At 67.2% G+C, this 23,219-nt stretch carries 28 protein-coding genes; 9 read left to right on the top strand and 19 right to left on the bottom strand.

The window, feature by feature from the left end:
* Positions 1 to 4: 4 nt before the first annotated feature.
* Entirely contained in the window at positions 5 to 997 is a 993-nt protein-coding gene (locus ACSQ89_RS13990; RefSeq protein ID WP_436290376.1) for an alpha/beta fold hydrolase, read from the bottom strand.
* A gap of 171 nt (positions 998 to 1,168) precedes the next feature.
* Between ACSQ89_RS13990 and pqqA the strand changes: the two genes are divergently transcribed.
* The 5 genes from pqqA to pqqE all read left to right on the top strand — a co-directional run bounded on the left by pqqA (position 1,169) and on the right by pqqE (position 4,455).
* On the top strand, positions 1,169 to 1,243 hold the full coding sequence (gene pqqA, locus ACSQ89_RS13995; RefSeq protein ID WP_010100094.1) for a pyrroloquinoline quinone precursor peptide PqqA: 75 nt from the start codon (positions 1,169 to 1,171) through the stop codon (positions 1,241 to 1,243).
* 74 nt (positions 1,244 to 1,317) lie between these two features.
* Positions 1,318 to 2,238, top strand: a complete 921-nt coding sequence (pqqB, locus tag ACSQ89_RS14000) for a pyrroloquinoline quinone biosynthesis protein PqqB (RefSeq protein ID WP_093110151.1) — start codon at positions 1,318 to 1,320, stop codon at positions 2,236 to 2,238.
* Positions 2,239 to 2,261: 23 nt separating this feature from the next.
* Positions 2,262 to 3,026, top strand: coding sequence for a pyrroloquinoline-quinone synthase PqqC (pqqC, locus tag ACSQ89_RS14005; protein WP_093110150.1), 765 nt, complete (start codon positions 2,262 to 2,264; stop codon positions 3,024 to 3,026).
* Positions 3,023 to 3,313 carry a pyrroloquinoline quinone biosynthesis peptide chaperone PqqD gene (gene pqqD / locus ACSQ89_RS14010; RefSeq protein WP_093110149.1) on the top strand — a complete coding sequence of 97 codons (291 nt, stop codon included), beginning with the start codon at positions 3,023 to 3,025 and terminating at the stop codon, positions 3,311 to 3,313. The genes pqqC and pqqD overlap by 4 nt, the downstream gene beginning before the upstream one ends.
* The gene (pqqE, locus tag ACSQ89_RS14015; protein WP_093110148.1) at positions 3,310 to 4,455 is read left to right on the top strand and encodes a pyrroloquinoline quinone biosynthesis protein PqqE; all 1,146 of its coding nucleotides are present in this window, start codon (positions 3,310 to 3,312) and stop codon (positions 4,453 to 4,455) included. Before pqqD ends, pqqE begins: the two co-directional genes overlap by 4 nt.
* 298 nt (positions 4,456 to 4,753) lie before the next feature.
* Here the strand turns inward: pqqE and ACSQ89_RS14020 are convergent, their stop codons facing one another.
* The 18 genes from ACSQ89_RS14020 to ACSQ89_RS14105 form a co-directional block, all read right to left on the bottom strand.
* Positions 4,754 to 5,566, bottom strand: coding sequence for a class I SAM-dependent methyltransferase (locus tag ACSQ89_RS14020; protein ID WP_436290375.1), 813 nt, complete (start codon positions 5,564 to 5,566; stop codon positions 4,754 to 4,756).
* 252 nt (positions 5,567 to 5,818) lie between these two features.
* Positions 5,819 to 6,232, bottom strand: a complete 414-nt coding sequence (locus tag ACSQ89_RS14025) for a GFA family protein (protein WP_436290374.1) — start codon at positions 6,230 to 6,232, stop codon at positions 5,819 to 5,821.
* A 40-nt stretch (positions 6,233 to 6,272) separates the two neighbouring features.
* Positions 6,273 to 6,737 carry an SRPBCC family protein gene (locus ACSQ89_RS14030; RefSeq protein ID WP_436290373.1) on the bottom strand — a complete coding sequence of 155 codons (465 nt, stop codon included), beginning with the start codon at positions 6,735 to 6,737 and terminating at the stop codon, positions 6,273 to 6,275.
* Positions 6,734 to 7,060, bottom strand: a complete 327-nt coding sequence (locus ACSQ89_RS14035; protein ID WP_212733699.1) for an ArsR/SmtB family transcription factor — start codon at positions 7,058 to 7,060, stop codon at positions 6,734 to 6,736. The genes ACSQ89_RS14030 and ACSQ89_RS14035 overlap by 4 nt, the downstream gene beginning before the upstream one ends.
* A 72-nt stretch (positions 7,061 to 7,132) precedes the next feature.
* Positions 7,133 to 7,507: a hypothetical protein gene (locus ACSQ89_RS14040; RefSeq protein ID WP_436296203.1), complete on the bottom strand. Its 375-nt coding sequence runs from the start codon at positions 7,505 to 7,507 to the stop codon at positions 7,133 to 7,135.
* Between the two features lie 161 nt (positions 7,508 to 7,668).
* Positions 7,669 to 8,634 carry an MxaL protein gene (locus ACSQ89_RS14045; RefSeq protein ID WP_436290371.1) on the bottom strand — a complete coding sequence of 322 codons (966 nt, stop codon included), beginning with the start codon at positions 8,632 to 8,634 and terminating at the stop codon, positions 7,669 to 7,671.
* On the bottom strand, positions 8,631 to 9,182 hold the full coding sequence (locus tag ACSQ89_RS14050) for an MxaK protein (protein WP_436290370.1): 552 nt from the start codon (positions 9,180 to 9,182) through the stop codon (positions 8,631 to 8,633). Before ACSQ89_RS14050 ends, ACSQ89_RS14045 begins: the two co-directional genes overlap by 4 nt.
* Positions 9,179 to 10,180, bottom strand: a complete 1,002-nt coding sequence (locus ACSQ89_RS14055; protein WP_436290369.1) for a vWA domain-containing protein — start codon at positions 10,178 to 10,180, stop codon at positions 9,179 to 9,181. Before ACSQ89_RS14055 ends, ACSQ89_RS14050 begins: the two co-directional genes overlap by 4 nt.
* Before the next feature lie 7 nt (positions 10,181 to 10,187).
* A complete protein-coding gene (locus ACSQ89_RS14060; RefSeq protein ID WP_436290368.1) occupies positions 10,188 to 11,072 on the bottom strand; it encodes a calcium incorporation protein MxaA in 885 nt (294 codons plus the stop codon).
* Entirely contained in the window at positions 11,069 to 11,941 is an 873-nt protein-coding gene (locus tag ACSQ89_RS14065) for a DUF58 domain-containing protein (RefSeq protein WP_436290367.1), read from the bottom strand. Before ACSQ89_RS14065 ends, ACSQ89_RS14060 begins: the two co-directional genes overlap by 4 nt.
* Before the next feature lie 15 nt (positions 11,942 to 11,956).
* Complete coding sequence (locus ACSQ89_RS14070) at positions 11,957 to 12,976, bottom strand: AAA family ATPase (protein WP_436290366.1); 1,020 nt, start codon at positions 12,974 to 12,976, stop codon at positions 11,957 to 11,959.
* A 23-nt stretch (positions 12,977 to 12,999) separates the two neighbouring features.
* Complete coding sequence (locus tag ACSQ89_RS14075) at positions 13,000 to 13,545, bottom strand: SRPBCC family protein (protein WP_093110138.1); 546 nt, start codon at positions 13,543 to 13,545, stop codon at positions 13,000 to 13,002.
* A 44-nt stretch (positions 13,546 to 13,589) separates the two neighbouring features.
* Positions 13,590 to 14,573 (bottom strand): cytochrome D1 domain-containing protein, encoded by a 984-nt coding sequence (locus ACSQ89_RS14080; protein WP_093110137.1) that lies wholly within the window; start codon positions 14,571 to 14,573, stop codon positions 13,590 to 13,592.
* Positions 14,574 to 14,597: 24 nt separating this feature from the next.
* Positions 14,598 to 14,966, bottom strand: coding sequence for a hypothetical protein (locus ACSQ89_RS14085; protein ID WP_244504004.1), 369 nt, complete (start codon positions 14,964 to 14,966; stop codon positions 14,598 to 14,600).
* A gap of 29 nt (positions 14,967 to 14,995) precedes the next feature.
* Positions 14,996 to 15,679, bottom strand: a complete 684-nt coding sequence (locus ACSQ89_RS14090; RefSeq protein WP_436290365.1) for a hypothetical protein — start codon at positions 15,677 to 15,679, stop codon at positions 14,996 to 14,998.
* 27 nt (positions 15,680 to 15,706) lie between these two features.
* The gene (locus ACSQ89_RS14095; RefSeq protein WP_093110135.1) at positions 15,707 to 16,597 is read right to left on the bottom strand and encodes a substrate-binding domain-containing protein; all 891 of its coding nucleotides are present in this window, start codon (positions 16,595 to 16,597) and stop codon (positions 15,707 to 15,709) included.
* Entirely contained in the window at positions 16,594 to 16,998 is a 405-nt protein-coding gene (locus ACSQ89_RS14100; protein ID WP_093110134.1) for a c-type cytochrome, read from the bottom strand. Before ACSQ89_RS14100 ends, ACSQ89_RS14095 begins: the two co-directional genes overlap by 4 nt.
* Before the next feature lie 101 nt (positions 16,999 to 17,099).
* Entirely contained in the window at positions 17,100 to 18,875 is a 1,776-nt protein-coding gene (locus ACSQ89_RS14105) for a methanol/ethanol family PQQ-dependent dehydrogenase (RefSeq protein WP_436290548.1), read from the bottom strand.
* A gap of 552 nt (positions 18,876 to 19,427) precedes the next feature.
* On the opposite strand from ACSQ89_RS14105, the gene ACSQ89_RS14110 reads away from it, so the two are divergent.
* From ACSQ89_RS14110 to ACSQ89_RS14125, 4 genes are read left to right on the top strand one after another with little or no spacing between them, the layout of a single operon-like run.
* Entirely contained in the window at positions 19,428 to 20,141 is a 714-nt protein-coding gene (locus ACSQ89_RS14110) for an ABC transporter ATP-binding protein (RefSeq protein ID WP_093110132.1), read from the top strand.
* 37 nt (positions 20,142 to 20,178) lie between these two features.
* Positions 20,179 to 21,174, top strand: coding sequence for a PQQ-dependent catabolism-associated beta-propeller protein (locus ACSQ89_RS14115; protein WP_436290364.1), 996 nt, complete (start codon positions 20,179 to 20,181; stop codon positions 21,172 to 21,174).
* The gene (locus ACSQ89_RS14120; RefSeq protein WP_436290363.1) at positions 21,171 to 22,349 is read left to right on the top strand and encodes a branched-chain amino acid ABC transporter substrate-binding protein; all 1,179 of its coding nucleotides are present in this window, start codon (positions 21,171 to 21,173) and stop codon (positions 22,347 to 22,349) included. Before ACSQ89_RS14115 ends, ACSQ89_RS14120 begins: the two co-directional genes overlap by 4 nt.
* On the top strand, positions 22,331 to 23,209 hold the full coding sequence (locus tag ACSQ89_RS14125; protein ID WP_093110129.1) for an ABC transporter permease: 879 nt from the start codon (positions 22,331 to 22,333) through the stop codon (positions 23,207 to 23,209). The genes ACSQ89_RS14120 and ACSQ89_RS14125 overlap by 19 nt, the downstream gene beginning before the upstream one ends.
* Positions 23,210 to 23,219 lie beyond the last annotated feature (10 nt).

A 23,219-nucleotide genomic window follows, 5' to 3' on the forward strand; every position in this document is an offset into this window, starting at 1 on the left:
GTCGTTAACAGGCCCTTCTAGCGCCGAAGCGGCCGTGCAGCGCGTAGCTGTCGAGTGCGGCGACCATCGCAGAGGCCATCGCCGGATGCGCCGGATCGTGGCCCGCACCGTCGACCCATCGAAGCTGGCCGTGCACGAGGCGCTCATGCACGGCCTGCGCGGCGTCCGCCCGGCAGACGCGGTCGTCGCGGGAATGCAGCAGCAAGGTAGGCACCTGCGGCAGCGCGCCGAGGCGATCGAGCAGCGGGGGCGCGTCGAGCCAGCAGCGGTGGATCAGGTAGTGGCTCTGCACGCGGTAGCGGTCCACCAGCGCGTCCAGCATTTCTAGCTCGGGTTCGATCCCGTCGGATGGCGCGGCCGCGCCGCCGGCCAGCGTTTGCTCCCAGCGCCACCACGCGAGGGCGAGTCGCCGGTGCAGGTCCGCGTTGTCGACGGTCGGCGCCTGCTGCAGGGCGCGGGCCAGAAAACCCAGCATGTCGTGGCGTTGATCGGCCGGCGCCACCGCCGCGAACCGCGCCCAGGCGGCGGGCGCGCGGCCCGGCGTGTCCTGGAAGAAGGCCTCGATCTCCTCGGTCGTGGGGAGGAACACCGAGCGCAGCAGCAGGGCCGCCACCGCCTGCGGCTCGAAGCCCGCATAGGCGAGCGCCAGCGTGGCTCCCCAGGAGCCGCCGGCCACCAGCCAGCGCGGCACCTCGAGCTGCTCGCGCACCATGCGCAGGTCTTGCAGCAGCTCGGCCGTGCGGTTGTGCGCGGTCGCGCCGCGCGGACGGCTCATCCCGGCGCCGCGCTGGTCGACGCTGATCACGCGAAAGCGCGACGGATCGAAGAAGCGGCGCAAGAGCGGCGAGCTGCCCGAACCGGGCCCGCCGTGCAGCACGAGCGCGCAAATGCCCGCCGGATCGCCGCTTTCCTCCACATGCAGCACATGGCCGTGCGGCACCGCCAGTGCATGGGTGCGCAGGGGCGGCGATTCGGGGTACAGGCCAGAAGGGAGCACGGGGCCATGGTAAGCGCCGGCCCCTTCGCCGCTATTCATGAAAATCATGAAGTGCGATTCATGATTTCATGGCTGGAGCGCGGCGGCCCCGCAGTCCAAGATGCGCAAGGGACACCACGGATCCCCGCGGCGGCCGACCGGCGCCGTGCAACGCTTCCAGGAGACACACACATGAAATGGGAAACCCCGACGGCCACTGATCTTCGCTTCGGCTTCGAGATCACGATGTACGTCAGCGCCCGCTGAGTTGCGCGCCTCGTGACAACCCGCCCCGGCACTCCCGGGGCGGGTTGTTTCGCCCCCTTTTTTTCTCTTCTTCGATGCGCATCACTGTTCTGGGCTCGGCCGCCGGCGGTGGCTTTCCTCAATGGAACTGCAACTGCCCCAATTGCGCAGGCGTGCGCGCAGGCACGGTGCGCGCCAAGCCGCGCACGCAGTCCTCGATCTTCGTGCGGCCCGACGAGGGCGACGACGGCGTCCTGTTCAATGCCTCGCCCGATATCCTGGAGCAGATCCGCAGCAACCCGGTGCTGCAGCCGGCGCGCAAGCTGCGCGACAGCGCCATCGCCGGCGTGGTGCTGATCGACGGGCAGGTCGACCATGCCACGGGACTTTTCATGCTGCGCGAGCGCGGCACGCCGCTGCCGCTGTGGTGCACCGACCCGGTGGTGGAAGACCTGAGCCAGGGCAATCCGGTGCTGCGCGTGCTGTCGCACTACTGCGGCGTGGCGCGAAACCCGATCGCGATCGACGGCGGCGCCTTCGAGGTGCCCGGCGTGCCCGATCTGGTCTTTCGCGCGCTGGCGCTGAGCGGCAAGGCGGCGCCGTATTCGCCGCACCGCGAGCATCCGGTTGCCGGCGACAACATCGGCGTCACGATTCGCGACCGCAAGAGCGGCAGGAGCGTGTTCTACGCGCCGGGCCTGGGCGCCATCACGCCGCCGGTGTTCGACGCCATGGCGAATGCCGACGTCGTCATGGTGGACGGCACCTTCTGGACCGACGACGAGATGATCCGCCTGGGCGTCGGCGCCAAGCGGGCGCGCGAGATCGGCCATCTTCCGCAGTCGGGCGAGGGCGGCATGATCGAATGGCTCGCGCGGCTGCCCGCGACCACGCGGCGCATGCTGATCCACATCAACAACACCAATCCCATCCTCGATGAGGACTCCGATGAGCATGCCGCGCTGCGGCGCGCGGGCATCGAGGCCTGCGAGGACGGGATGACGATCCAGCTCTGAGAGCGCGGAGCCCCACACACACCATGCATGCCGACAGGATTCAAGACCCGGTTCGTCCGGCCCCCGACAGCGAGAAAAGCGCGCCGGCATGGAGTCGCGAGGAATTCGAAGTCCGGCTGCGCGAGCGCGGCCGCAGCTACCACATCCATCATCCGTTCAACGTGATGCTCAACAGCGGCCGGGCCACGCCCGAGCAGGTCCGCGGCTGGGTGGCGAACCGCTTCTACTACCAGATCGCGATCCCGATCAAGGACGCGGCGGTGCTCTCGAACTGCCCCGACCAGGAAGTGCGCCGCGGCTGGGTGCAGCGCATCCTCGACCATGATGGCTTCGAACTCGGCGGCGTGAAGGATGAGGGCGGCATCGAGGCCTGGCTGCGGCTCGCGGAGGCCGTCGGACTGGCACGCGAGGAGGTGCGCGACCTGCGCCACGTGGTGCCCGCCGTGCGCTTTGCGGTGGATGCTTACGTGAACTTCGCGCGCCGCGCGCCGTGGCAGGAGGCGGTGTGCTCCTCGCTCACCGAACTCTTCGCGCCCGAGATTCACAAGCAGCGCCTGGCCACCTGGCCGGCGCACTATGCATGGATCGAGCCGGCCGGGCTGGACTACTTCCGCAACCGCGTGAGCCAGGCGCGGCGCGACGTCGAGCAGGGCCTGGCGATCACGCTCGATCACTTCGACACCCGGGCGCTGCAGGAGCGCGCGCTGGAGGTGCTGCAGTTCAAGCTCGACATCCTGTGGGCCATGAACGATGCGATGGCGACGCGCTACGGCGTGAACAGCGCATGAGCGAGAACAAGAAAGTGTTGACCCCCGAGAGCAGGCCCCGCGTCGGTCCCGGCTTTCGCCTGCAATGGGAGCCGGTGCAGGACTGCCACGTGCTGCTCTATCCCGAGGGCATGGTGCGGCTCAACGGCAGCGCGGGCGAAATCATGAAGCGCTGCGACGGCGAAAGCAGCATCGCCGCGATCGTGGCCGACCTGGAGCAGGCCTTCGACACCACCGGGCTCGAGCCCGAAGTGCGGGGCTTCGTCGAGATGGCGGCGCAGCAGAACTGGCTGCGGTGGGACGCATGACGCAGCCGCCACGCCCCGGGCCGCCGCTCTGGCTGCTGGCCGAGCTGACCTACCGCTGCCCGCTGCATTGCGTGTTCTGCTTCAACCCGGTCGATTTCGCGCAGCAGGACAGCGAGCTCGGCACCGAGGACTGGCTGCGGGTGCTGCGCGAGGGCCGGGAGCTCGGCGCCGTGCAGTGCGGCCTCTCGGGCGGCGAGCCGCTCTTGCGCGACGACCTGGAGATCATCGTCGCCGAGGCCAAGCGGCTGGGCTACTACACCAATCTGCTGACCTCCGGCGTGGGCCTGAGCGCGGATCGCGCCGCCGCGTTGAAGGCCGCGGGGCTCGACCACGTGCAGTTGTCGTTCCAGGATTCCACGCGCGAGATGAACGACTTCCTCTCGCACACCAAGACCTTCGAGTTGAAGAACCGGGTGGCGAAGATCATCAAGGACCAGGGCTGGCCGATGGTGCTGAACGTGGTGATCCACCGCATGAACATCGACCATATCGACCGCATCATCGAGATGGCGCACGAGATGGGCGCCGAGTACCTCGAACTCGCGAACACCCAGTACTACTCGTGGGCCTTCTTGAACCGCGACCAGCTGCTGCCCACGCATGAACAACTGCGCCACGCCGAAGAGGTGACCGATGCCTGGCGCGCCCGGCTGGGCGAGCGCATGCGCATCTTCTTCGTCGCGCCCGACTACCACGAGGGGCGCGCCAAGAAGTGCGTCAACGGCTGGGGCAGCATGTTCCTCACCGTGGCACCGGACGGCACGGCGCTGCCATGCCACACCGCCAAGATGCTGCCGGGCCTCGAGTTTCCGAACGTGAAGGCGCACAGCCTGCGCGAGATCTGGTTCGATTCGGAGGGCTTCAACCGCTACCGCGGCACCGGCTGGATGAAGGAGCCCTGCGCGAGCTGCGATATGCGCGAACAGGACCTGGGCGGCTGCCGCTGCCAGGCCTACCTGCTGGCCAACGACGCGGCCGCCGCCGATCCGGTGTGCGCGAAGAGCCCCGACCACCACCGGGTGGTGGAGGCGGTGCAGCGCGCGGCCGCGCGCGACCCGGCCGGCCCGGTCGAACATCCGCTGGTGTTTCGCGATCCCGCCAATTCGCGCCGCCTCGCCGCACCCGTCACGCTGGGTGCGTGAGGGCGTGCGGCATGTCGCGGGCCGCCTTCTTTCGCCGCTGTCGACCCGCGACCAACGTTGGAGGGGGCAGGGGCGTCGCTGCCGGCCCAGGCTTATGCGCAGATCTGCCAGGCCACTTTGAACTGGCTGCGCAGCGCAGTTTGAATATGCGAACTTGACTGCTACGACGACGCGAAGAGGTGACGAAAGGACTGTCTCAATGCCTCTTTCGCGTACGCTTCCGTGCATGGGTCCTGCAAGTTGATAGCAGGCCTCCGCTTTTGTCCATTGGCAGGGTCTGCCATCGAAGAGACGCGCTCTATGCAGGAGCCGTGCCCTTGACGGCCCAAGCGAGCGCTGCGTAGGAGCGTCGGCCATCCGCTTCGCCGTCGAGATAGGCTGCCTCGACAGCGTCGCGCAGCCGAGCGCGCTCGACCTGGCCAAGCGTGGCGACGTATTCTGCGCCAGGACCGTCCTTGCCCTCGAAGGGCGCCCAGTAGTCCGCGAACGAAGCGAACTCCATTCGGATGGAGAGTGTCGTCTCAACCACATTCTTGAAGCCGGCGTCGCTCCACGCCCGGGCCAGTTCGCCGGGCCGCGTCATCGGCCGTGTGTAGTTGCGGGCGCGGCGCGCCCTCGCTTCCAGGTCGAGTGCAGCGGCCGTGTCGAAGAACAAGCGGTTGGCGACCCAGCCGCCACGCGCGTCCCATACAGCCGCACCGACGATACTTCCAGGCTTGGCGACGCGCCGCATCTCGGCAATGGCCTTACCCGCCTCCGGAACGAAGTGCAAGACCAGGAGCGAGAGAACGCGGTCGAAGCTCTGCTCCGGGAAGGGCAGCGCACAGGCGTCGGCCACATTGAAGACGATGCGCGCATCTTGGTTGTGGCGCCTGGCATGTTCGACATAGGGCTCAGCGATGTCCACGCCCCGCACTTCGCCAGCGCCGGTGCGGCGGGCCACCGCAAAGGCCAGATGGCCTGTGCCGCAGCCGACATCGAGTACGCGGTCGCCGTCCGCGGTTCCGACGAAGTCCAGGAAAGGCAGCGCGAGGCGCCGGCTCCAACGGCCCATCAGCTGTTCGTAGCCATCGCCTTCGGCGGCGACGAAGCTCGAAGAAGTGGTGTTCATCGGCAGTTCCTTCGCACGGCTGGACGCAGTGCCTGCCAGATGCTATGACGCTGTTGATTGCAACGTCAACGTCTTTGAAGGGTAGCTGGGACGACCTCACCAGGGACAGGCAAAACGTGTAGTTCACCGACCAGAGCCAGCGCGCGCTGCCGCCCGTTCTGTGCACGCCGGCCTAAGTTTCTTGATAGTTCTCGAGCTGCATCGGACCGACATGCCCGAGCGCCGAATGCTGGCGAGTCCCGCCGACTTCGCTCATCCCGGCGGCATCTTGTCGAATGCCAGCAGTTCGGGGTCGAGGTGGTCCCACGCCAGGGCGCGCATGCGGTAGGCCACCAGCTGCGGCTTGTAGCGGCTCGGGTCGTCCAGGCTCGCCGCGTGCACGGTGAAGATCTGCGGCATGGCCGAGAACCCCAGGTAGACCGGTGAGCCGCATCGGGGGCAGAAGCCGCGGGTCTTCAAGTTGCCGCTGTCGGCAACCATGTCCCATTGCGTTGCATCGCCCGTGAGTTTCACGCCGGCGCCGGCGAAGGTCAGATAAGAGCCGTGGCCGCTGCCGCTCATGCGCTGGCAGTCGCGGCACTGGCAGTGGATCATCACCAGCGGGTCGCCGGAGATCTCGTAGCGGATCGCGCCGCAGGCGCATCCGCCGGTATAGGCGTCACTCATGTTCTTTCTCCTGTCTTAAGGTGGTGTTTGCGGTCGCGCGTCAGTGCGGCCCGTTGGCGAAGTTGCTCAGGTTGGGGACGACCTTGCGCCAGCCATCGCGCAAGTTCTGGAACGCGGTGTCGTTGGTGGGCGTCACGAAGCCTGAATGCACGAGCTTCAATCGCGTGCCTTCCGGGACCTTGGCCAGCGTGAAGGTGACGAGCGTGTCCAGCCGCGAACCGTAGCCGTTGTTGCTCTCATGGCCGCCCTTCCAGGCGTAGACGAAGCGCTCGTTCGGGACGACCTCCAGCACTTCGCAGTGGATGGTGCCGTCCCACGCGCCGGCCGGCTTGGTCTGGTATGTGAAGCGCGTGCCCTGCACGGGCGCGAAGCCGCGCGGCTCCATCAGCCAGCGTGCGATCAGCGTGCCTGTGGTCAAGATCTTCCAGATGGTCTCGGGCGCGTGGGGAAACACTTCGTCGACCACGATGTCTTGCGTGGCGGATTTCAAGGCGGCGTCGTTCATGGGTCGATTTCTTTCAAGAGGGTTCGGAGGTCGGCAAAGCGCTTGCGCCAGAACACGCCGTAGTGGCCCATCCAGTCGGCAAGCGGCGCCAGACCTTTGGGGTCGGCGCGATAGAAGACGTTGCGGCCCTGCGCGCGGTCCACCACCAGGCCCGCCCGCTTGAGCGAGCCCAGGTGCTGCGAAATGGCGGACTGCGTCACGCCGCTGCCCTGGGTCAACTCCACCACGCTGATTTCGTGCGCGTGCGCGATCCGCTCGAAGACGGCCCGCCGGGTGGGGTCGGCAAGCGTGCGCATGACGGTGTCGAGGGGGGCGGTTTGCATCATGGGATTTATATTAGCGAATGCTAATTGATAAGTCAATGCTAATTTGTTTGACTTCTGCCAAACCCCCGTTCAACCCGGACGGCGATTTCCCTTTCGCCGAAGCAGAGGCCAGTTCGCCCGCCAGCCAATGAGGCAGACGTTGAGCAGGTAGCCGATCTGCTGCACGGTAAGGAAGAAGCTGAATGGGCCGACTCCGGCTATCGCGGAGCGCAAGGCCGCGTCAAACGCGACGACCTGCAATGGCACATCGCGGCGCGGCCCAGCGACATCGCCAAGTTGCCCGAGGGCAGGGCGAAGATTCGAGCCCAGAGGCAAGAGCACCGCGAGCGCACCGGCGACCCGATTCAGCAAGCGGCGGTTTCGGATGTAAGCCACCTGAATTTTCCGGTGCGAGAACGCCATGGCGAGCAACGTGCGCCACAGCAAGGCATTCACAAACACCAAGGCTGTGACCGCAGATGACACTGAACCGCTCACACGCAACAGGCTCCATCCCGGTAGGTGACAACACTGAGGGCGCCCGGTGGAACGCCTTGCGGCGGAGCGTGCAGCAGGGACTAAGCAGCGGACCTCCTTCGCCAACGAGGGTCAACGTGAGTTCCATTTCATGCCGAGCCCGCAGCTCTCGTTCGAACTGAATGATCTTGGCGGACGCGTAGCCGCATTGGCTGCCAGCCACGCAGCAGCCCGAGATCCGGCGCGAATCGCCAGGCCAGCAGCAGCAAGGCGAGCACGGCCGGGATCCAGCGAAGGTCAATGTCTGCCGCCTGGCTCTGTGCGAAGCGGCGGTCCAGCATAGCCGTCCTCAGCGCGTCCGGCGTATTGAGGCGCAGGTAGTTCACGCCGACGAGCTTGGCCAGCGCTTGCAGATGGTCCTGGCGCAGCTCGGAAAGATGCTCGTGGTTCTGCGTGCCGCCGATGGCGGAGCCCTGCACCACGTCCTCCGGCTTCCAGTAGCCGGCGGGCTCGCCGCTGCTGCCGGTCTTTGGAATCGGCACCGGCACGTCGCCGCCGACGCCGACGAGCCAGCCCTGCACTTCGCCGGGCGTGACGTCGACCATCGGCGGTGTTTCGTTGGCCCGCAGCGGCGGCGACTCCTGCCCGTCGCTGATGAAGACGAAGCTGGTGTGCGGGCCGATGCTCCTGGCGCCGCGCACGGCCCAGGTCACCCCCTTGCCGACGTTGCTGGCGTTGGCCCAGCGCATGCGGGCATCGATGCGTTCGAGCGAGGCCAGCAGCTCTTCGTAGTGGCTGCAGACGTCGATCGGCGCGAGGATCACCAGCGAGCGGTAGTCCGCGAAGACGCTCCAGCCCACCTTGGAACCGCACGGCAACGCACCCAGCACATCGCGCATGGCTGCGCGCGCCAGCGTCAGCCGACTGACCGCAGCATGGTTGAGTTCGACGTCCTCGACGTTCATGCTCTGCGTGATGTCGAAGCTGACCTGCCACTCGAACACCGGGCGCTGCAGCTTCACACGCGGCGGCCAGACCGCCAGTGCGAGCAACAGCAAGGCCGCCAACAGCGGCCAGCTGCCGCTGCTGCCGATGCGCCGCCAGGCGGCGTTCACGGCAAGTCCCCGGCGACGAATCCGGGAACCCGGACCCGGCGCTGCTCGACCGACTGCTGTTGCTCGGCGGAGAAGGCTTCCTGCTCTTCCGGCGCCAGGCGCAGCGCGCGCTCCAGGTTGTAGCGCGCATCCCAGTCCTGCGGCGCCGCGCGCAGCAGGTCGCGCAATCGCTGCTTGCCCAGTTCGAACAGCGGCTCGGCGCCAGTCTGCTGCGCAAGGCCTTGCCGCAGGTACATGTTGCCGAGATTGAAGAGCGCCTGCTGCGCGATGAGGTCGCGTTCGCCATTCTGGAGCAGGCCCGCATAGCCTTTGAGCGCGGCGTCGTGATTGCCGGCCTTCGAGAGGGCCAGCGCCTGCGCCAGCTGCAGCTCGCGCGCAGACCGGAGAGGAATCCCCGTCGCATCCTTGCCGGCAGGCGCATCGGCGATGCGGGCGATCTCGGCATTGAGGCCCGTCGTCTGTCGCAAACGCAAGCCCCGCTCCAGCGCCGCGCCCGCGCAGCACAGGCTCAGAACGCCGAAGACCAGATGAACCGTGCGTCGCTTCATGGGCTTGCCCGCCAGCTTTGAAGCTGCAGCGCGCGGCAGGCGAGCAGGCCGGCGCAGCACAGCATCGCTGCAAGGTAGAAGGCGCCACCGTGGTCGCGCCGCGGTACCCGCTCGTGGATGGTCAGCGGGAAGTTCTGCTGCCGGTCGATCTCGGCCATCGCCGCGGCCATGGCGTTGGAGTCGTCCACCTGGTACAGCCGGTAGGGCGTGCTCAGCGTCTTGAAGAATTGGTGCAGCGCCAGTTCTTCGCCGAGGCCGTAGGCCGATGCCGTCCCGGTGTTGAGGTTGGGAGAGTTCGGGCCGCTGCGCACGTAGATCCAGTACAGGCCGATCTTCTCGCGCGCGAGGCCTGCCTGGACGCGTTGGCGCGTGGCCTCGTCGAGCTGGGCGCCGCCGTCGGAGACGATCAGGATCACGCGGCTTCCCGAGTAGCTGCGGTTTTCGAATTCCTCGATGGCGGCCAGGAGCGCGACACCCATGCGGGTTTCGGGCAGGCCGCGCCCGATGGCGCTGGCGGCGAGCGCGGCCTGTACCGTGTCCGTCTTCTGCGTGAAGGGCACGACGGCGATCGGCACCGTGCTGAAGGTCATGAAGGCGAAGCGGTTGTCGGGCCGCTTCGCGACGAAGTCGCTCAGCAGGTCACGCACGACCTTGGCTTTGGGCTCCTGCGACATGCGGCCCGCCGTTTGCAGGCCGTTGGTGTGAACCGTCGCATCCATGCTGCTGCTGCGGTCCATCAGGATCAGCACCTCGGCGCCTCGACCGGTGCGCAGCACCTGGGCGCCCGACTGCCCGGGACCGGCGAGTCCGAGCACGGTCAGCGCGATGGCTGCGACCGCGAAGCCGCGCCAGAGGAAACCCGCGACGCGGCCGATGCGGTCGGCCGGCAGCCAGGCCAGGTACGGGAAGTCCAGCGTATCGCTGCGCCGGCGCAGCAGCGGCAGCAGCGCGAGCGGCAGCAGAACGAGCATCCAGAGCTGGGCGAAGTCGAAGCGCATGGTTCGCCTAGCGCCGGTGGCGCTTCTCCGCATCGCGCAGGGCCCGGCACAGCGGTCTGAGCGGGTAGGGGGAATCGCTCTCTGCTGCGGCAGCGTCGCCGGCGAAGAAGCGCCTCGTGGATTCGCGGTAGAAGTCCTCGAGCCGCGCCTGGAGCGGGCGCAGATAGGGCGCCTCGGCCAGCAGCCGCGGCAGGCTGGCGCCGTGGACCACGTGCCCGGCACTGGTGTTCAGTGCGCGATGCACGACGCGCCAGGCTTGCGCGCTCCCCGGGTCGCCGATGCGCTTGAGTTCGCGCCAGGCCTGCGCGAAAGGAAGGTGCCGCGCTTCCCGCGCGTTGCGCCAGGCCCACCAGGCGAACCAAGCCAGCAGCACGCCCAGCAAGGTGGCGAGCGAAAGCCTCATCTGCCGCTCGATGGCATCGGTCGGAAGCGCAGCGACCGGGCGGTCAGGGCGCAGCGGCTGCAGATCGCCCTGGCCGAACACGTCCGGCGGCGTCAGCGGCGCGATGCTGACTGGCCACGCGGGCAGCGCGAGCGTCGGGCCAGAGGCAGTGGCGATGCTCATTGCCGGCAGCGCAATGGCGCTCAGCGCGCGCGGCGCGTTGACGAGCTGGTAGTCGATGGCCAGCCAGCGCCGTCCCTGCGCATCGGTTTCGATCCGCGGAGGCCTGCGCTCCAGCCAGAGGTCGATCCGTGCTGCGGCCGGTAGGGCGCCGGGCTGGAGGGGGCGGCCCGCATGCTCGAGCAGCACGCGCTGCGTCAGGACGTCGCCCAGCACATGGCCGAAGCTGCGCGGCTGTTCGACCGTGGCGGCGACCGGGTCGGCACTCAGCGCAACACCGGTACTGGCGCCTAGCGCCACCGCCATCACCGCCGCCCGGATGGCCTTCATGCCGCCGTCTCCATGAAGTAGCGTGTGAGGGCCTCGGCGTCGAAGCGGCCGTGCAGATGGAAGGGCGGCATGCCGTGCGCGTCGAACAAGGTCCTGAGTTCGGCGCGCCGTGTTGCGACAGCCTCGCGCCATCGCGTGCGCAGCGACTCGCGCATCCACAGGCTGCGCCGCACGCCCGTTTCGGCATCGCTGAGGGCAACCAGCGCGCGCTCGTGCGGTGGCTCGGTCTCGGCCGGGTCCCAGGCCACCACCGGGACGACGCAAGCCGGCGCCAGCTGATCGAGCAGCTCACCGAGGGCAGTGACCGGCCAATGGAAATCGGAGGCGAGAAACACCAGGCCGCCGCGGCCGACCAGGCGTTCTGTCGTGCGCCGCAGGCCGTCGAGCGCGCTGCCGTGCGGCACCATGCCCGGTGCCGCACGGCAGTCGCGCAGCATGCGCGCCATCAGGCTGCCGTTGCCGCGGCTGTGGCGCGCGGGCACGAACAGATCGTCGCGCTCGCGCTGGTCGAAAGCCAGCAGGCCCACCGAGTCGCCGGTGCGGAATGCGCTGTAGCCCAATGCCTCGGCGAGATCGGCCACCGCGTCGAGCTTGCGCCTGTCGGCACCGAAATGCATCGAGGCCGAGACATCCACCACCAGATGCACGGGGATCGCCACGCGCAGCCGGTGGATGCGCACCAGCCAGTCGCCGCGGCCGTCGCGAACGCTGGCGCGCAGGTCGATGCGCCGCGGATCGGGATGGTCGAAGAGCCGCCGGTGCGCGGCGAACTCCTGTGCGCTGCCCTGGCTCAGGCCGCGCTGCGCACCCGGGCGCCAACCGCCGAAGCGAAGCGGCAGCCGATAGTGGAATTCGTCGACGCGGTCCATCGCTGCCTCGATGTTTCAAGGCGCGGCGATCTTGTCCATGATCTGCATCACCAGCGCCTCCGACAGCTCGGCCCGGCGCAGCTCGTAGACCGGCGTGAAGAAGATCCGGTGCCCGAGCACAGAAGGCAGCACAGCCGTCAGATCGGCGGGCTCCAGGTGCGCGCGCCCCTCGAGCCAGGCCACGGTGCGCGCCGCGCGCAGCAGCGCACTCATGCCGCGCGGGCTGGCGCCGGCGAGGATCAGGCGATCCATGTCCACGCCGTCGAGCCGGATGCCGAACTTTTGCGGCGTCTCGCTGGCCTCCCACAGGTCGAGCACATAGCGCTCGATGGTCTGGCTGGCGCGCACCGTGCGCTGCACCTGCGCGCCGATGGCGTTGAGCCGGTCCCAGGGCAGGATGGCCGGCGCCACCTTGTCGATCAGGCCTTCGGTGTCGTGGAATGCGGTGTCGAACACCAGCGACTGGCGAATGCCGCGGTCGGCGGGCTTGGGCATGTTCAGCTCTAACATGAAGCGGTCGCGCGCCGCCGACGCCAGCTCGAAAGTCTCTTCGCGCTCGACCTTGTTGCGATCGGCGAAGACCGTCATGTGCGGAAAGCTGTACTCGCGGTCGAAGGCGGAGACGGTGCGCTCGGCCATCGCACGCAGCAGCAGCGACTGGACCTGCGGCCGGGCCCGGTTGATCTCGTTGAAGAAGAAGGTGACCAGCCGTTCGCCGTGGCGCAGCAGAGGTCCCGGATCGATGCGCGGGCGTCCTTGGGCATCGACGTAGGTGTGATAGACCAGGTCGCCCGGCATCAGGTCGACCGTGCCCTCGACGCGCTCGAAATCGCCGCCGATGGCGCGCGAGAAGGCGCGCAGCACCGTGGTCTTGCCGACGCCGACATCGCCTTCGAGCAGCACGTGGCCGCGCGCGAACAGCGCGACGTTGATGAGGCGGATCGTCTGCGTCTGCCCGATCACCGCCTTCGCGACCTCGTCCTCGACGCGCAGCGCGAGATGGCGCCAGTCTTCGAGTTGTTCTTGAAAGCCCATGGTGCTGGTTCCGAGCGGGCCCGCTATTTGGATTCCATCAGCTTCTTCAGGTTGCCGAGTCCGCTGCGGTAGACGCCGGTGACGGCCTTCAGCGCAGCCTCGTCGTTGAGTTCCGGCGGCGGGTTGTTGTTCGGAAAGCCGCGATAGAAGGCGCCGCGCCACTCCACGACGGACTTGCCGCCATCGGCGACGACGGAGAGCGTGGAGGTGTAGTTCGTCACCGGCAGCGCACCGCCGTCCTTGGCGCGGTAGCTGTACTTCTTCTGCGCGTCGTCGTAGCTTTCGAGCGCCTCGACGAGCGTGCCGCCATCCTTGAGCTTGAGGGTTCTCACCGAGCCTTCGGTGTTGCCCTTGTCGGCGGTGCTTTCCGCCACGGCCGGATGCCAGTCCTTCAGCGCGTTGAAGTTCTTGATCTTGGCCCAGACGGCGTCGGCCGGCGCCTCGACGGTGACTTTTTCGGTCACCTTCTGGCGCGTCGGGCCGTGGGCCAGGCTGGAGGCCGATGCGGCAAGAAGCAGGGACGCGGCGAGGATCGAGAGAGCCCGTCGGCCGGGAGCGTGTGTCAGCATGGATGTTCTGCGATGGGTTGAGAAAAGGGTCGCTCTGACAATCCTCAGGGATCGATCGGCGCGCCGATGAAGGCGCCGAACGCGCGGCTGTTCTGCCCTGTGGCGATGGTCTTGAGCTTGCGTCCGCTGCCGGCATCCAGCACCTGCACGTTGTCGTCCATCCAGTTCACGACGTAGACGCGGTCTGCGTGCGCAGCGATGCCCTCGGGATAGGCGAAGCCGGGGAGGGTGCGCAGCACCCGCAGCGAATCGGCGTCGACCACGCTGACGGTGTCGTCGCGCTGGTTGGTCACGAACAGCAGCGCACCGCCTTGCGCCAGTGCCGCGCCGTACGGGGACTTGCCGACCTTCACGGTCGCGATGACGGCCGGCCGCCGCGTGTCGCGCATGTCGATCACGGAGAGGTCGTCGCTCTGAACGTTGAGCGCGTAGAGCCGTGCGCGCGGCGCGTCGTAGAGCAGCGCGAAGGGGTGGCTGCCGACACGCACGCGCGCCAGCACTCGCCGCTTGGCCGTGTCGATCACGGCCACGCTGTCGTCGTCGCGCTCGGCCACGAACACGGTGGCGCTGTCGGTGTGCGCGGCCACGCCGGCGGGCGCCCGGCCCACTGGAATCGAGGCCAGGGGCGGCGCGGCGCCGCTGCCGCGCGCGTCGAACACCAGCAGCCGGGCACCGTACCAGTCGGCGACGTACAGGTGCCGGCCATCGCCCGAGATGTCGAGGCCCACCGGGCCGTCTCCCGCAGCAAGCGTGTTCACGACCTTCTGTTGGCGCATGTCGATGACCGAAATGGTCTTGCTGTCGGGGTTGGACACGAAGGCGCGGCCCGCACGGTCGGACGCCACCACGCCGGCCGGCGACCGGCCGACGGCGACGGTGGCCACGACCTGCTGCGAGGCGAGGTCGATGACGGACACGTCATGGCTTCCCTGGTTGGTGATGTAGGCGAAGGGCGAGGACCAGGCCGAAGTGCACAGCATCAAGGCAGCGATCCATCCGTGGCGCACAGGTGTTGCGGTGCCCGTCATGGCTGTGCGCTTTTCGGGCGCCGTTCAGCGTCCGTTGGCCGGGCCGATGAAGCAGCCCTTTTTCACCTTGGCCTGGAGCGCGCGGTAGCGCTTGATGTCGGCCTGCAGCTTTTCCGAATCGCGGATGTAGCCGCCGCGCTCGCCGCCGATGGTGGTGGCCTTGCTCGCGGTGCTCAGCTGCACGTAGTCCGCGTATTTCACCTCCTTGGCGAGCGCGTCGAGCGCGCACGAGCACTTGTTGATCATCTCGAAGGTACTGGTGCCGGGATGTGCGGCCATGCATTCCTGCACGTAGAGCACTCGGTCCACGGTGGGGAAATCGTTCGCGAGCGCGGCGCCATGCGCGGCCATCGGCAGGCCGAGAAAACAGAGAAGGCGGAGGGTTTTCTTCATGAGGTTCGCCGGTTTTCGAAAGAGTGGCGCTAGCGCGCCGGCGCCTTGGCACCCTCGATGAGGAGTTCCTCGACGAGGAGGGGCTTGGCGGCCAGGCCTTCGCCCTGGATCTGCGTCCGGATGCCATAGACGCCCCCGGGCACTGCGGCCGAGAGCAGGAAGCGATAGTTCTTCTTCGCGAATTTTTCGTACCTCGGCCGGTTCGGATCGTCCAGGAACGGGCTGAACACGATCTCCTTGCCCTTGACCGTGCGCCCCTGGTAGCGCATCGTCGCGTCGCGCACTTCGGCACCCTGGTAGACCGCCATGCGCAGGCGCTTGCGGAAATGATTCTCGGAGCCCCCGGTGAGGCGTTTCATCTCGCGCACGTCATGCTCGAGGAAGTAGAGGATGACGGGGTTGCCGGCGGCTGCCGGCACATCGGGCATCTGCAGCTTGCGCTCTCCGCTCAGGAATGCGCCCTTGGCATCGCAGCAGCTGCCGTCGGCCTTGGCGCTTAGGCCAACCGTGACGCTGTCGACAAAACCCTCTTCGAGACTGCCTGCCTTGCTGAAGGTGTAGCGCAGCAGGGTCGGCGCCTGCACGCTCTGCAGCTGCGGGGTCATGAACAGCAGGCGCTCCGCGACCGAGAAGTCGGGCTTCTCGCCCTCGGCCCGGGAGGCCAGTGGCGAGACGAGCAAGGCGCAAAGCGAGGCGGCGACGGCGAAGCGCATGGAAGTCGGCTTGGGCCTGTTCAGGCTCTAGTTATTGGGCGCCCCGAACGATGCATCGACCAGCGGGACCCCGTATTCCTTGAGGATCGCCTGGATCTCGGGCGCTTTGGATTCGATCAGCCCCTCGACCTGCTGCTTCCATTCGCGTTCGCCGTAGCGCACGCCCATGGCCATCTGGTAGTCGAGCCGGATTCCCTTTTCGGACTTCAGCGGCACCACGACCAGGGCCGGCGTCTTGACGCGCTGGGCAAAGAAGCCGGCGATCGGACCCCAGACGACGACGGCGTCGAGCTTGCCCTCGGCCAGGTCCCGCTCGACGATCTCGCCCGGATACTGCGCCGGGTCGGCGCTCATGAGCTTGTAAGGCACGCCTTGTTCGAGCAGGCCGTGCCGGTTGAGCCATTGCGAGGCCGGCGAGCGGTCGTAGATGCCGATGCGCAGCGCCTTCAGCTTGGCCGGATCGAGCTTGAGGAAATCCTCGGCCGAGGCAACGTGGTCCATTCCCTTGCCCTTGGGGAACACCAGGGCATAGGTCGAGCGGTAGTAGGGCTTGGTGACGGAGACCTCGTCGAGGCCGACCGGCACGCCCATCACGATGTCGCAGGGGTAGTCCTGTCCCGGCAGCTTGAAGCGCAGCGTGTTGCGGAAGAAGGCCAGCCGCTGCGGGAACGAGTAGTAGGTCACCGGAAGTCCGAGCGCCTTGCCGAACAGCTCGGCAATGCGGTTCTCGATGCCCTCGCCCTTGGTGTTGGAGAAGGGCATGTTGTTCGGATCCTGGCACACGCGCAGCGCCTTGCGCGCCGGCGTGTCCTGGGCCACGGCGGGAATCAGCGCGCAACAGCATGCCGCGCCCACGACGCCCGCGCGCAGGCGGGCGCCGATGGGCCGGGGCCTGCCAGCGGGCTGCCGGACGGTCATTTGTTTTCTTCCACTCTGGCGCGGGTGATCGCGCCGTCGGATCGGCCCTTGAGGTAGGCGTAGAGCTGGTTGATGTTGTCCATCACCGCGGGGTTGTTGCCGAAGCTCTGCATGCCCTTGTCGAGCTTTCCGTCTCGCACGATTTTGATGAACTCTTCCTTCTTCAGCGTCTTCAGGCTGTTGATGAGAGAAGGGCCGACCATGCCTTCCTGGTTGGGACCGTGGCAGCGATCGCAGGCGGCGGAGCGCCAGGCGCGAAATCCCTTCATGGTTTCCGGGTCCACCTTGTAGCCCTCGGTTACTTTGTAAGGCGCCGGGTCTGTCGCTGCGACGGCCATTGTGCAGGCCACGCCGGCGAGCAGAAGAAGGGACGGCAGCAACGTTGACGTACGAAATTTCATGGCTCCTGGGTCTCCGATATCTTTGGGAAAGTAGAGGGGAGAGCCCTCTCATGAGTGCTCTCCCGGCCCGCCCGCACATCGCGGCTTATGGGGCTTGCGGCTCAGTTGCTCGGCAGCGCGAACACGGTCAGCGAACCGCCGAGCTCGGTGAACTGGCTCAGCTCCTTGTAGCCGCCGACAGCGCCGAGTCCTTCGGTGCTCTTCTCTGGATCGATGCCCGCTGCCATGCCGATGCCGGCCCAGCCGCCGATGCCGGAGAGGACGCCAATGAACTGCTTGCCCTTGTGCTCATAGGTGAACACGTTGCCGATGATGCCCGACGGGGTCTTGAACTTGAAGAGCTCCTTCTTGATGTCCTTGGCATCGACGCACTTGAGATAGCCCTCCAGCGTGCCGTAGCAGGAGATCCCGCCGGCGGTGTTCAGCGAACCGCTCCACACCGAGAACTTCTCCGCCTTGCTTTGCACGATCTTGCCGGTGCCGGCGTCCCAGGTGATGTAGTTGCCCATGCCGCCATGGCTGCTCGGCGTGGGATACATCGAGAGCGTGGCGCCCACGTAGGGCTGGCCAGCCGTGTATTCGACCTTGAACGGCTCGTAGTCCATGCAGACGTGGTTCGTCGGCACGTAGAAGAGCTTGGTGTTGGGGTCGTAGGAAGCCGGTTGCTGGTCCTTGCTGCCCAGCGCCGCGGGGCAGACGCCCTTGGTATTGACATCGGCACCGTTCTGCGCGGTCGAGTACTTGGCCACCACCTGCGGCCGGCCGGTCTTCATGTCGACGTGCGAGGCCCAGTTCACCTTGGGGTCGAATTTTTCGGCCACCAGCAGCGCACCGGTCACGCGGTCCAGCGTGTAGGCGAAGCCGTTGCGGTCGAAGTGCACCAGCGCCTTGGTCGGCTTGCCTTTGACGTTGATGTCCGCCAGGATCATTTCATTGATGCCGTCGAAGTCCCATTCGTCGAACGGCGTCATCTGGTACACCCAGTTGACCTTGCCGGTGTCCACGTCGCGCGACCAGATGCTCATCGACCACTTGTTGTCGCCGGGGCGCTGCGAAGGGTTCCAGGTCGACGGGTTGCCGGTGCCGTAGTACACGGCGTTGGTGGCCTTGTCGTAGCTGTACCAGCCCCAGGTGGTGCCGCCGCCTATCTTCCACTGGTCGCCCTTCCAGGTTTTCAGCGAAGAGTCCTTGCCGACCGGCGCGAGCTTGCCGTCGGTCCAGGTCATGGTCTTGCCGGGGTCCATCAGCATCTCTTCGTCCGGCCCGGTGCTGTAGCCTTTCCAGGCCAGCTTGCCATCCTTGATGTTGTAGGCAGCCAGGAAGCCACGCACGCCGAACTCGCCGCCGCTGATGCCGGTGATGACCTTGTCCTTGAAGACATGGGGCGCGTTGGTGTTGGTGGCGCCGACCTTCGGATCGCCGTTCTTCACCGACCACACCACCTTGCCGGTCTTGGCGTCGAGTGCGACCAGGGTGGTGTCGGCCTGTTGCAGGAAGACCTTGCCCTCGGCATAGGCCAGGCCGCGGTTCACCGTGTCGCAACACATGACCGCGATCACCGACTGATCCTGCTTCGGCTCGTACTTCCACAGGATCTTCTGGGTTTCGACGTCGAGCGCGAACACCTTGTTCGGAAACGGCGAGTGCAGGTACATCGTGCCGTCGACCACCAGGGGCGAGCCCTCGTGGCCGCGCAGCACGCCGGTAGAGAAGGTCCATGCGACCTGCATCTTGCCGACGTTGCTCTTGGTGATCTGGTTCAACTTGCTGTAGCGCTGGTTGAACATATCGCCCGCTTGCATCGCCCAGTTCTTCGAGTTCGCGACGTTCTTCTCTACATCGGCATTGGCAAGCGCCAAGGCCGGAAGAGCAAGCATCGCGACGCCGACATGCCGCACGAGACGGCTGACGATCTGCCTGGAAAATTTCATAAATGTCTCCTCACATTTGACAGTGGGTATCGAACACGAATTGGCAGCAGCCTTCGGATCTATTCGATCGGTTTGGCGAAGGCTGCGGACCGCAACATCCATGCCCACCATGCCGCCACGCAGTCGTCGAGCTCACCGATGCGGCTTCGATCGGCAGGGTGCGCTGTCTCTTCGGCGGATGCCGGTTTTCGAGGGCTGCAAGAGGACTATCGGACCTAGGGAAATCCCCAGCGTTGGATGCCTTCGCCGCGCCGCACGTCACGCGTCGCGGCGGCAATGCGCCGCATGCGCATCCAAATTTGACGCAAAGTGTCTCGCGCCAAGTACGGATGTCGAGTGCCGATGGGTTGCAAAGGCGCTTGCGCGGGCAAATGTGTAGGACGGATTCCAGTGAAAACCCTGTGAAGGGCAGAGGCACAGAATTTGCGGATCGATAGTGAACGGCAAATACCCTTGATCATTGAAACTACGACAGCTCGACGAATCCCTTCAGCCTCCATGCTGCGAACCATTGACTTAACCAAGCGTTATGGCACGCGCACGGCCCTGCAGTCGTTGTCCTTAGGTCTGCCTGCGGGTCAGTTCGTGGCGCTGCTGGGGCCCAACGGCGCCGGCAAGTCGACGCTGTTCCAGGTCCTGACCGGCATGTTCGCCGCTGACGAAGGCGAGGTCGAAGTGGCCGGCCATTCGCTGCGCCATTCCGCGACCGCTGCGCTCAGGCATATCGGCGTCGTGTTTCAGCAGATGTCGCTCGATCTCGACCTCAGCATCCGGCGCAACCTGTTGTTCCAGGCCGACCTGCATGGCCTTCCGCGGCGGCTGGCGCAGGAGCGCATTGCGTCGGCCTGCGAGCGCTTGAACATCGACGCAGATCTGGACCGCAAGGTGCGCGAGCTGTCGGGCGGCAACCGGCGCAAGGTCGAGCTCGCGCGCGCGGGTTTGCATCGTCCGGCCGTTCTGTTGATGGACGAAGCCACGGTCGGGCTGGATCCGAAATCGCGCCAGGATCTGCTGGCCGCCTTGCGCGCGGACGTGCGCGAGCGCGGGGTGTGCGTGTTGTGGGCGACGCATCGGGTGGACGAAGCCGAGGAAGCCGACCGCGTGCTCGTGCTGCACAAGGGAGCGCTGCTGGCGGACGGCACGCCGGCGCAGGTGAGCCGGCTGCTCGGCGGCGACACGCTGGAGGAGGGCTTCATCGCGCGCACAACTTGAAACTTGAAAATCCCGAAAACAAAAGATGGAGACATGTATGCCGAGACCTTCTCGTCCGATCCTGCGCACGCGGCTTCGCGCCGCCGCCGGCGCACTGGCGCTGGCGGCCGCGAGCCAGGCCGTGCTGGCGCAGGGCGCCGCCTACGTGTCCAGCGAGAAAGACAGCGCGCTGACTGTGATCGACCTGGGGACGCTGGCGGTGAAGGGCACGATCCCCACCTGCAAGCGCGCGCGCCACATCCAGCTGACGCCCGAGCGCCAGCTGATGGTCGCCTGCACCGACTCGAACGAGGCCGACCTGATCGACCCTGCCAGCGGCAAGTCGGTGCGGCGCATCCCGCTGGGCGACGAGCCCGAGGCCTTCGATCTGTCGCCCGACGGCAAGGTCATCTATGTCTCCAACGAAGACGCGGGCGAGGCCAGCTTCATCGACGCGGCCAGCGGCAAGAAGCTGCGCTCCGTGAAGGTGGGCGCGGAACCGGAAGGCGTCAAGGTGAGTGCCGATGGCAAGACCCTGTACGTCACCTCAGAGGTGGCGAGCCTGGTGCACGTGATCGACACCGCCAGCGGCAAGGTCACCAAGAACATCCGGGTCGGCAAGCGGCCGCGGCGCATGGCGATCACGCCCGACGGCAAGGAGCTGTGGGTCACCAACGAGTTGGGCGCCAGCGTCAGCATCGTCTCGACCGCCACGCACGAGGTGATCGCCACCTTGAAGTTCGAGCTCAAGGGCGCGCGCGCCGAGGACATCACGCCCGTGGGTATCCAGATCACGAAGGACGGCCGGCGGGCCTTCGTCGGGCTCGGGCGCGCGAACCACGTCGCCTTCGTCGACGTGGGGAGCCGCAAGGTCGGCTCGCTGGTGCTGGTCGGCAAGCGTGCCTGGAACGTCACGCTCGACAAGGCAGAGGCGCGGCTTTACGTCGTCAACGGGCTGAGCGACGACGTGACGGTGGTCGACGTGGCGCTCGCCAAGGCGATCAAGAGCGTTCCGGTTGGACGCGTGCCTTATGGACTCGTGATCGTGGAATGAGGAAGCGCACACCGGTATCCTGGCTTGCGCTCGCGTCGCTGGCGGCAGTTCTGATCGACGCTGCGCCGGCGGCCGCGGCGGTGCTCAAGGCCACCCTGATCACGCCCGCAGACGATGCGCGCCTGGAGCGTTCGCGCGTCGAGCGCGCCTACCTCGGGCATCCGGGCGGCCCGCTCGCAGAGGGCCTCGAGCTGGCCGTCGATGAGGCCAGGTTCGAGCTGGAAGCCGCGGGCGCGGAGGTGGCCCTGGCCAGCGTGCCGGCCGCTTCGGTCGATGCGGCGCGCGCGGCGGCCGTGGCGGCCGAGAAGAACGGCGCCGCGGTGCTGCTGACCGACCTACCTGCCGAATGGACACTGGCGGTGGCCGATGCCGTGAAGCTGCCGGTGCTGAACCTGAGCGACGCGTCCGACCGGTTGCGCCAGCAAGACTGCCGCGCGCGACTGTTCCATCTGATTCCCAGCGAGCGCATGCGCAGCGATGCGCTGGCCCAGACGCTGGTGTCGCGCAAATGGAGCAAGCTGCTCCTGCTGGTGGGCGGCAGCCCGCAGGATGCCTCGCGTGCGGCGACCGCGCAGGCGTCGATCAAACGCTACGGGCTGCAACTGGTGGGCAGCAAACCCTTCAAGCTGTCGGCGGACCCGCGCGAGCGCGACCTGGCCAACCCGCTGCTGCTGACGGCCGGCAGCAGCTACGACGCCGTCTGGGTGGTCGACAGCGACGGCGAATTCGCCCGCACGCTGCCTTATCGCACCGTGCTGCCGCGCCCGGTCGTGGGTGACGGCGGCCTGGTGGCGCTGGCCTGGCACGCGCAGTTCGAGCGCTACGGCGCGCCGCAGGTCGCGCGGCGTTTCGCCAAGGCCACGAAGCGGCCGATGACGGCGCACGACTGGGCCGCGTGGATGGCCGGCAAGACGCTGACGGCCGCGGCCATCGCCGCGCCCAAGGGGCCGAATGCGGCCTGGGCGCAGGCCGTGGCGAAGAGCTCGCTGGACGGTTCCAAGGGCACCGGCCTGAGCTTCCGCGCCTGGGATGGCCAGCTGCGCCAGCCCATGCTGCTGAGCGACGGGCAGGGCGTGATCGCGCAGGCACCGGCCGACGGCGTACTGCATCCGCGCAACGTGCTCGACACGCTGGGCGCCGATGCACCGGAGAAGCTATGTCCGAGCGCGCGCTGAAAACGCCGGAGAGCGCGAGTGCCGAGCCACTGGCGCGGCGCGGGCTGGGCCACGCCTTGCAGGCGATGCGCGCCATCGTGCTGCGCGAGCTGTACAAGTTCTCGCAGCAGACCGGGCGGCTGGTGTCGGCGCTGGTGCGCCCGTTGCTGTGGCTTGCCGTCTTCGCCGCGGGCTTTCGCAACGTCTTCGGCGTCGCGATCGTCGAGCCCTACGACACCTACATTCCCTACGACGTGTACATCGTGCCCGGGCTGGTCGGCATGGTGCTGCTGTTCAACGGCATGCAGTCGTCGCTCGCGATGGTCTACGACCGCGAGATGGGCCTGATGCGCCTGCTGCTTACCGCGCCGCTGCCGCGGCCCTGGCTGCTGTTCTCCAAGCTGTGCGCCACCGCGCTGCTGTCGGTGCTGCAGGCGCTCGCGTTCGTGGTGGTGGCCGCCCTGATCGGCACCGAAGTGCCGCTGCTGTCGCTCGCCGGCCTGCATGCGCTCGCGGCGCTGGCGGCCGGCGCGCTCATGCTGGGCGCGCTTGGGCTGCTGCTGTCGGTGCACATCAAGCAACTGGAAAACTTCGCCGGCACGATGAACTTCGTCATCTTCCCGATGTACTTCCTGTCGACCGCGCTCTACCCGCTGTGGAAGTTGCAGGAGTCGGGGGCCGAGTGGGTGTACCAGCTGGCGCGCTTCAATCCCTTCACCTACGCGGTGGAGTGGATCCGCTTCGCGCTCTACGGCAAGGACCCGGGCCTCGCGCCCTATGTCGTGTTGGGCTGCCTGATCGTCTTCTTCGGCCTGGCTTGCTGGGGCTACGACCCGCAGCGCGGCTTCGGCGGCCTGACCAAGCGGGGAGGGGGCACATGAGCCCCGCCCG

Source organism: Variovorax sp. LjRoot175 (assembly GCF_964253805.1).
Classification (GTDB): domain Bacteria; phylum Pseudomonadota; class Gammaproteobacteria; order Burkholderiales; family Burkholderiaceae_C; genus Variovorax.

Coding starts and splice junctions, on each gene's coding strand:
- ACSQ89_RS14030 (WP_436290373.1), bottom strand. CDS start 6,737: ATGAACGACGCCGCCTTGAAATCCGCCACGCAAGACATCGTGGTCGAC.
- ACSQ89_RS14095 (WP_093110135.1), bottom strand. CDS start 16,597: ATGACCGTCCGGCAGCCCGCTGGCAGGCCCCGGCCCATCGGCGCCCGC.
- ACSQ89_RS14065 (WP_436290367.1), bottom strand. CDS start 11,941: ATGGACCGCGTCGACGAATTCCACTATCGGCTGCCGCTTCGCTTCGGC.
- pqqD (WP_093110149.1), top strand. CDS start 3,023: ATGAGCGAGAACAAGAAAGTGTTGACCCCCGAGAGCAGGCCCCGCGTC.
- ACSQ89_RS14025 (WP_436290374.1), bottom strand. CDS start 6,232: ATGAGTGACGCCTATACCGGCGGATGCGCCTGCGGCGCGATCCGCTAC.
- ACSQ89_RS14050 (WP_436290370.1), bottom strand. CDS start 9,182: ATGAAGCGACGCACGGTTCATCTGGTCTTCGGCGTTCTGAGCCTGTGC.
- ACSQ89_RS14125 (WP_093110129.1), top strand. CDS start 22,331: ATGTCCGAGCGCGCGCTGAAAACGCCGGAGAGCGCGAGTGCCGAGCCA.
- ACSQ89_RS14090 (WP_436290365.1), bottom strand. CDS start 15,679: ATGCGCTTCGCCGTCGCCGCCTCGCTTTGCGCCTTGCTCGTCTCGCCA.
- ACSQ89_RS14085 (WP_244504004.1), bottom strand. CDS start 14,966: ATGAAGAAAACCCTCCGCCTTCTCTGTTTTCTCGGCCTGCCGATGGCC.
- pqqC (WP_093110150.1), top strand. CDS start 2,262: ATGCATGCCGACAGGATTCAAGACCCGGTTCGTCCGGCCCCCGACAGC.
- ACSQ89_RS14020 (WP_436290375.1), bottom strand. CDS start 5,566: ATGAACACCACTTCTTCGAGCTTCGTCGCCGCCGAAGGCGATGGCTAC.
- ACSQ89_RS14120 (WP_436290363.1), top strand. CDS start 21,171: ATGAGGAAGCGCACACCGGTATCCTGGCTTGCGCTCGCGTCGCTGGCG.
- ACSQ89_RS14110 (WP_093110132.1), top strand. CDS start 19,428: ATGCTGCGAACCATTGACTTAACCAAGCGTTATGGCACGCGCACGGCC.
- ACSQ89_RS14080 (WP_093110137.1), bottom strand. CDS start 14,573: ATGACGGGCACCGCAACACCTGTGCGCCACGGATGGATCGCTGCCTTG.
- ACSQ89_RS14105 (WP_436290548.1), bottom strand. CDS start 18,875: ATGCTTGCTCTTCCGGCCTTGGCGCTTGCCAATGCCGATGTAGAGAAG.
- ACSQ89_RS14100 (WP_093110134.1), bottom strand. CDS start 16,998: ATGAAATTTCGTACGTCAACGTTGCTGCCGTCCCTTCTTCTGCTCGCC.
- ACSQ89_RS14035 (WP_212733699.1), bottom strand. CDS start 7,060: ATGCAAACCGCCCCCCTCGACACCGTCATGCGCACGCTTGCCGACCCC.
- ACSQ89_RS14070 (WP_436290366.1), bottom strand. CDS start 12,976: ATGGGCTTTCAAGAACAACTCGAAGACTGGCGCCATCTCGCGCTGCGC.
- pqqB (WP_093110151.1), top strand. CDS start 1,318: ATGCGCATCACTGTTCTGGGCTCGGCCGCCGGCGGTGGCTTTCCTCAA.
- ACSQ89_RS14055 (WP_436290369.1), bottom strand. CDS start 10,180: ATGCGCTTCGACTTCGCCCAGCTCTGGATGCTCGTTCTGCTGCCGCTC.
- pqqE (WP_093110148.1), top strand. CDS start 3,310: ATGACGCAGCCGCCACGCCCCGGGCCGCCGCTCTGGCTGCTGGCCGAG.
- ACSQ89_RS14115 (WP_436290364.1), top strand. CDS start 20,179: ATGCCGAGACCTTCTCGTCCGATCCTGCGCACGCGGCTTCGCGCCGCC.
- ACSQ89_RS14060 (WP_436290368.1), bottom strand. CDS start 11,072: ATGAAGGCCATCCGGGCGGCGGTGATGGCGGTGGCGCTAGGCGCCAGT.
- ACSQ89_RS14075 (WP_093110138.1), bottom strand. CDS start 13,545: ATGCTGACACACGCTCCCGGCCGACGGGCTCTCTCGATCCTCGCCGCG.